Annotated in this window: 6 protein-coding genes; 2 read left to right on the plus strand and 4 right to left on the minus strand. The window is 74.0% G+C overall.

Annotated elements, in window-relative coordinates; all coding sequences use genetic code 11:
• Positions 1-1,262 (plus strand): D-arabinono-1,4-lactone oxidase (locus ND748_RS23120; RefSeq protein ID WP_251748063.1); only part of this gene is annotated, 1,262 nt, incomplete at its 5' end.
• Positions 1,263-1,321: 59 nt separating this feature from the next.
• Here ND748_RS23120 and ND748_RS23125 read toward each other — a convergent pair.
• Positions 1,322-2,326: a LysR family transcriptional regulator gene (locus tag ND748_RS23125; protein WP_251748064.1), complete on the minus strand. Its 1,005-nt coding sequence runs from the start codon at positions 2,324-2,326 to the stop codon at positions 1,322-1,324.
• On the opposite strand from ND748_RS23125, the gene ND748_RS23130 reads away from it, so the two are divergent.
• Complete coding sequence (locus ND748_RS23130) at positions 2,325-2,747, plus strand: hypothetical protein (RefSeq protein ID WP_251748065.1); 423 nt, start codon at positions 2,325-2,327, stop codon at positions 2,745-2,747. The two genes, ND748_RS23125 and ND748_RS23130, sit on opposite strands and share 2 nt — an antisense overlap.
• On the opposite strand, the gene ND748_RS23135 is transcribed toward ND748_RS23130, so the two are convergent.
• The 3 genes from ND748_RS23135 to ND748_RS23145 form a co-directional block, all read right to left on the minus strand.
• Positions 2,714-3,553: an ABC transporter ATP-binding protein gene (locus ND748_RS23135; RefSeq protein WP_251748066.1), complete on the minus strand. Its 840-nt coding sequence runs from the start codon at positions 3,551-3,553 to the stop codon at positions 2,714-2,716. The two genes, ND748_RS23130 and ND748_RS23135, sit on opposite strands and share 34 nt — an antisense overlap.
• On the minus strand, positions 3,553-4,473 hold the full coding sequence (locus ND748_RS23140) for an ABC transporter ATP-binding protein (RefSeq protein ID WP_251748068.1): 921 nt from the start codon (positions 4,471-4,473) through the stop codon (positions 3,553-3,555). The genes ND748_RS23135 and ND748_RS23140 overlap by 1 nt, the downstream gene beginning before the upstream one ends.
• 26 nt (positions 4,474-4,499) lie before the next feature.
• Positions 4,500-5,827: branched-chain amino acid ABC transporter permease (locus tag ND748_RS23145; protein WP_251748067.1), on the minus strand; the 1,328-nt coding region annotated here is incomplete at its 5' end.

Below are 5,827 nucleotides of genomic sequence, written 5' to 3' on the forward strand. Positions count from 1 at the left end.
GGCGGGTCCGGGCCGCCGGCGCCGGCCACGCGATGAACGCGATCGGCCGGCCGGACGACGGCGGTGTACAGATCTCCCTGGACCGCTGCGCCGACCTGGTCGCGCTCGACGGGGGCAGCGGGCTGGTGACGGTGCGCGGCGGGATGACGCTGCGCCGACTCAACCGGCTGCTCGCCGAGGCGGGCTTGGCCCTGACCAACCAGGGCCACGGCGAACAGGCGACGATCGCCGGGGCGATTGCCACCGGAACCCACGGCACCGGCGCCCGCTACGGCGGGCTGTCCACGCAGGTGCGGGCGCTGGAAGTGGTACTCGCCGACGGTGCGGTGGTCACCTGCTCGCGCGGGGAACGCCCGGAACTGTTCGCGGCCGCCCGCCTCGGCCTCGGCGCCGTCGGCGTGGTGACCTCGGTGACGCTGCAGGCCGTGCCGCTGTTCGCCCTGCACGTGCGGGAGAGCCGGCTGCCGCTCGCCGAGGTGCTCGACGGCTACGGCGCACTCGTCGAGCAGGCCGACCATGTCCGCTTCGCCTGGTTTCCGCACACCTCGACCGCGCTGGTCCGCTGGGATGACCGCCGCCCGGTCGACGACGAGCTGGCGCCGCCGCCCCGCCACCGCGGCCGGCTGGCCGGCGGCCCGGTCTCCGGCGGCGTCTTCGAAGCCCTGATGGTGGCCGCCCGGCGGCTGCCGGCCGCGGACCGCCCCGCCGCTCAGCTCGCCGCCCGCCTCGGCGCTGCGCCGGCGAGCGGTCGGCCGTCGCTCGACCTGTCCTACCGGGTGTTCGCCACGGGCCACCCGGCGCTCCCGGGTCACCCGGCGTTGCGGTACAAGGAGATCGAGTACGCCGTCCCCCGCGCCGAGCTGGCCGCCGCCATGGGCGAGCTCGCCACCGCCGTGACCCGATCCGGGGTGCGCTCCGCCTTCCCCGTCGAGGTCCGCTGCGCGCCCGCGGACGAGATCCCGCTGTCCCCCGCCTTCGGCCGCGACACCGCCTACATCGCCGTGCGCATCGACCGTCGCGGCCCACACGGCAACTACTTCGGCCGCGCCGAACAGATCATGCTGGCGGCCGGCGGGCGGCCCCACTGGGGCACCCTGCACACGCTGGCCGCCGCGCAGCTACGCGAGCGCTACCCCCGCTTCGACGACTTCCTGGCCGTCCGCGACGCGGTCGACCCGGCCGGCGTCTTCACCAACGCCCACCTCACCCACGTCCTCGGCCCACCCGCGCCGACCTCCGGCCGCCCCGCGCCCACCCGCTGACCTGCTACCTCCCTCGTTCCTATCCGTCCACGCCGTGATCGGCTTCCTCTCGGCCCCGATCACGGTGATGTGGTGGGAGCGGCGTAGAGGTCGGGGGATCGGGCGGCGGCGACGATGGCGGCGAGGGTGGCGGACAGGTGGGGGGCCTGCTGGGAGCCACGGCGGACGGCGGCGAAGATGGGCCGGATCGGCGGGACGCCGGCGAGGGGTCGAAGGGCGACCTGGGCAGTGCTGGACAGTTTCGCCAGCCGCGGGATGAGGCCGACCCCGCAACCCGCGGCGATCAGGCCGAGGACCGCGCTGTAGTCGTCGGCCCGGTGGCGCACCCGGGGGACGAACCCGGCCGCGGCGCACGCCGCGTGGGTCACCTCGTGGCAGGGGGTGCCGGGGCGGCTGGAGATGAAGTCCTCCGCGCCGAGTACCTCCAGCGGCACGGCCGCGGCGGCGGCGTAGGGGTGGCCGGCGGGTAGCGCGACGTCGAGCGGGTCGTCGAGCAGCGGGATCTGCAGCAGCCGCTCGTCGAGGGGCCGGCCACCCGGGTGGGTGATGCTGACCGCGAGATCCAGGTCGCCGGCCAGCAGCAGGTCGAAGCACTCCGGCTCGGCCACGTCGGACACCGACATCCGCAGCCGCGGCCGGCTCTGGCGCAGCGCCGTCAGCGCCGGCACGACGATGCCGGAGATCGCCGTGGTGAAGGCCGCCACGGCCACCGAGCCGACCCGACCCTCGTCGAAGGCGGCAAGATCCGCCTCGGCCCGCTCCAGCTGGGCGAACAGGACGTCGGCGTGCCCCAGCAGCACCTGGGCGGCCGGGGTGAGCCGGACTCGGCGGCCGGCCGGGTCGAGCAGCCGGACGCCGGTCTCCTTCGCCAGGGCGGCGAGCTGCTGGCTGACCGCCGACGGCGTCAGATGCAGCGCCGCGGCCGTGGCCACAACCGTTCCTCGGCTGTCCAGCTCCCGCAGAATGCGCAGGCGACGCACATCGATCATGTAGAAAATCTTAGCTGTTGTGTGCAGAAAAATTAGCTGGACTGCAAAGGCGCCTGCCGAGATCCTGAGGATCATGACACACCTGATCGTGACGGGCGGGGTCCTGCTGGTGGGCCTCGTCGCCTGGCTGTGGGGGCCCGACACCCGCGACGGGATGGACTGGGCCCGTCGTAACGCCGGGATGAGTCCTGGCATCGGCTTCGGAGCAGGCAGCAGCTTCGGAGCAGGCAGCAGCTTCGGACCGGACGATGACCACCGACCGGGCGGCGGTCACGGCCCGGGCGGCTTCGGCCCGGGCGGCGGCTGTGGGCCGCGGGGAGGCTGTGGGCCGCGGGGAGGCTGTGGGCCGCGGGGAGGCAGCAGCCGAGGGGACGGCTCCGGCCTCGACGCAGACGACTGGGCGACGGTGACGACGGCGATGGGCTCGGGCGCCGTGGTCCGCTCCGGCGCCGAGCGGGCGGCTCAGGCGGAGTCGGCGCGGATCGCGGCGCCGTGAGCCGGGCCCGCCGCCGTGCCGCCGCGGGTCGGCGCGGGGCCGTCCGCCCCATCCGGCCCATCCGGCCCATCCGGTCCGGCAGCTCCGTCCGGCCCGGCAGCGACGTCCTCGCCGAGGTAGGCCTGGCGGACTCGGTCGTCGGCGAGCAGGGCCGCGGCCCTGTCCGCGAGGACGACCCGGCCGGTCTCCAGCACGTACCCTCGCCCGGCGATCCGCAGCGCCGAGGCCGCGTTCTGCTCGACGAGCAGCACCGCGACGCCCTCCCGGTTGATCTCGGCGATCACCTCGAAGATGGTCTTGACGATCATCGGCGCCAACCCCATCGACGGCTCGTCGAGCAGGATCAGCCGCGGCCGACTCATCAGCGCCCGGCCGATCGCGAGCATCTGCTGCTCGCCGCCCGACAGCGTGCCGCCCGCCTGGCCGATCCGCTCGGCCAGGCGCGGGAACAGCGCGACGACCCGGTCCAGGTCCGCCCGCGCATGCCGACGATCGTGATAGGCGCCCATCAGCAGGTTCTCGCGGACGCTCATGCTGGGGAAGACCCGCCGGCCCTCGGGCACGTGGCTGACGCCGGCGCCGACGAGGCCGTGGGCCGGGATGGACGACAGCGGCCGGCCGTCAAGGCGCACCTCGCCGGCCCGGGGCCGCAGCAGGCCGGAGATGGTCCGCAGGGTCGTCGTCTTACCGGCGCCGTTGGCGCCGAGCAGGGTGACGATCTCGCCCTCGGCGACCTCCAGGCTGACTCCGCGCAGCGCGGTCACCGCGCCGTAGGCGACTTCGACGTCGCTCAGTGTCAGCAGCATCAGCGGGCGTCCTTCCGCACGACGGACCCGGGCCTGGCCCCGGCCCCGGGTCCGGCCCCGGGTCCGGTGGTGACGCCGGCATCGCCACCGGTGGCCTCGGCGTCGGCGACGCCGAGGTACGCCTCGATGACCGCCGGATCGCGCTGGACCTCCCCCGGCGCGCCGTGCGCGATCACCCGGCCGAAGTTGAGCACGACCACCGAGGTTGCCACGGACATCACCAACCGCATGTCGTGCTCGATGAGCAGCACGGACACGCCGGTGCCGGCGATGGTGGTGATGAGCGCGGCGAGGTCGCGCTTCTCCGCCGGGTTGGTGCCGGCGGCCGGCTCGTCGAGCAGCAGCAGGCTGGGCCCGGTGCCCAGGGCTCGGGCGATCTCCAGTCGGCGCTGCTCGCCATACGGCAGCGAGGCGGCCAGCTCATGCGTGCGGTGGGACAGCCCGACCAGGTCCAGCAGGCTCAGCGCGTGGCGCACCCCGTCACGCTCGGCGCGCCGGGCGTGCGGCAGGCCCAGGATGGCGCCGACCGGCCCGTACCGCTGGCGCACCTCGGTGCCGATCTGCACGTTCTCCAGGGCCGACAGGGCGGGGAACAGCCGGATGTTCTGGAAGGTGCGGGCCACCCCGAGCCGAGTGATCGCGTGCGGGCGGCGGCCGACGAGCTCGGTCGGGCCGTCCGGGCGCGGCCAGAAGGTGACCGAGCCCTCCTGCGGCCGGTACGCCCCGGTCAGGCAGTTGAACAGCGACGTCTTGCCGGCCCCGTTCGGACCGATCACTGCGAGGATCTCCCCGCGGCGCTGGCGCAGGGAGACACCGTCGAGGCTGGTCACCCCGCCGAAGCGCAGCGCCAGGTCGCGGGCCTCGACGACCAGGTCGCCGGGTGCGGTCTCGTCGACGTGCGGACGGCGGGCGCCGGGCACTGCCGACCGGTGGGCACCGGCCCGGCTCACCGCTGCCCTCCCGTCGGCGCGGCGCCGAGGGAGTCGGCGGCACCGATGCCCTCCTCCGCAAGCTCGATCTCGCGCCGACGGCGGCGCGACGGCACGAGCCCCTGCGGACGGAAGATCATCATGATCACGATGACGGCCCCGAAGTAGATGTAACGGTCCGCGGGCGGCACCTTGTCCCGCAGGTAGAAGGCGAGTCCCTGGAGGACCACGGCGCCGACGACGACGCCGAGCCGGGAGCCCATCCCGCCGAAGATGACCACCGCGACGACGAAGAACGACGCCTGGAGGCTGAAGCTCTGTGGGTTGAAGAACTGCTTGGAGGCGAACAGCACGCCGGCGAAGCCCGACACCGACGCGCCGATCGCGAAGGCGAGCAGCTTCATGCGCAGCGTCGCCACGCCGGTCGCTTCGGCGGCGATCTCGTCCTCCCGGATGGCGGCCCAGGACCGGCCGATCCGGGAGCGCTCCAACCGACCGAAAGCGATCATCACCCCGATGACGATGACAAGCAGCAGGTAGTAGTAGGGCAGCGGGTCGATGCCCCACTTGTAGTTGATGCCGAGCAGGTCGACCGACAGATGCGGCACGCCGAAGGCACCGCGGGCGCCGTTGGTGATGTTGTCGGCGTTGTTGGCCACCAGGTGGATGATCTCACCGAAGCCGAGGGTGACGATCGCCAGGTAGTCCCCGCGCAGCCGCAGCGTCGGCGCGCCGAGGATGACTCCGGCCAGCGCGGCGAGGACGAGGGCGATCGGGAAGACGAAGAACGGGTTGAGCACGAACGGCGCGTGCCACGGCATCGCGGTCTGCGAGGTGAAGTAGGCCGTCGTGTAGGCGCCGATGGCGAAGAACGCGATGTAGCCGAGGTCGAGCAGGCCGGCGTAGCCGACGACGACGTTCAGGCCGAGGGCGAGCAGCGCGTAGATGCCGATGTCGTTGACCATCGACTGCTGCGCGGCCGTCGAGACGACCAGGGGCGCGACGATCGCGACGGCAAGCAGCGCCAGGTTCAGCACGATCGGACCGCCGCGGCGGCCGTAGGCCGCCCCGATCGGCGCGCGCACCGGGGCGCTGGCCCGCTCCAGGGCGCCGCGCAGCTGCGCGCCGAGCACCAGCAGCACCCACAGCGCGGCGGCGAGCCCCAGGTAGAGCACGATCCGGACGTCGACGATCGAGTCCTTCGCCGCCTGCAGCGGCTTGTCGGAGTTGCCCGTCGGGCCGGTGACGATCGCGGCGAGCACGCCGACCAGCAGCAGCGTGCCGAGCTGGCGCAGCCGGGCCGGGGTGAACAGCACCGCCGGGTGCCAGGCGGGCCCCGCCGGGC

The organism is Frankia sp. AiPs1, from assembly GCF_023716945.1.
In the GTDB taxonomy this organism is placed as follows: Bacteria; Actinomycetota; Actinomycetes; order Frankiales; family Frankiaceae; genus Frankia.

Bases quoted from the DNA above. Each gene is read 5' to 3' on its own strand.
- ND748_RS23130 (WP_251748065.1), top strand. From the start codon at position 2,325: ATGACACACCTGATCGTGACGGGCGGGGTCCTGCTGGTGGGCCTCGTC.
- ND748_RS23125 (WP_251748064.1), bottom strand. From the start codon at position 2,326: ATGATCCTCAGGATCTCGGCAGGCGCCTTTGCAGTCCAGCTAATTTTT.
- ND748_RS23135 (WP_251748066.1), bottom strand. From the start codon at position 3,553: ATGCTGCTGACACTGAGCGACGTCGAAGTCGCCTACGGCGCGGTGACC.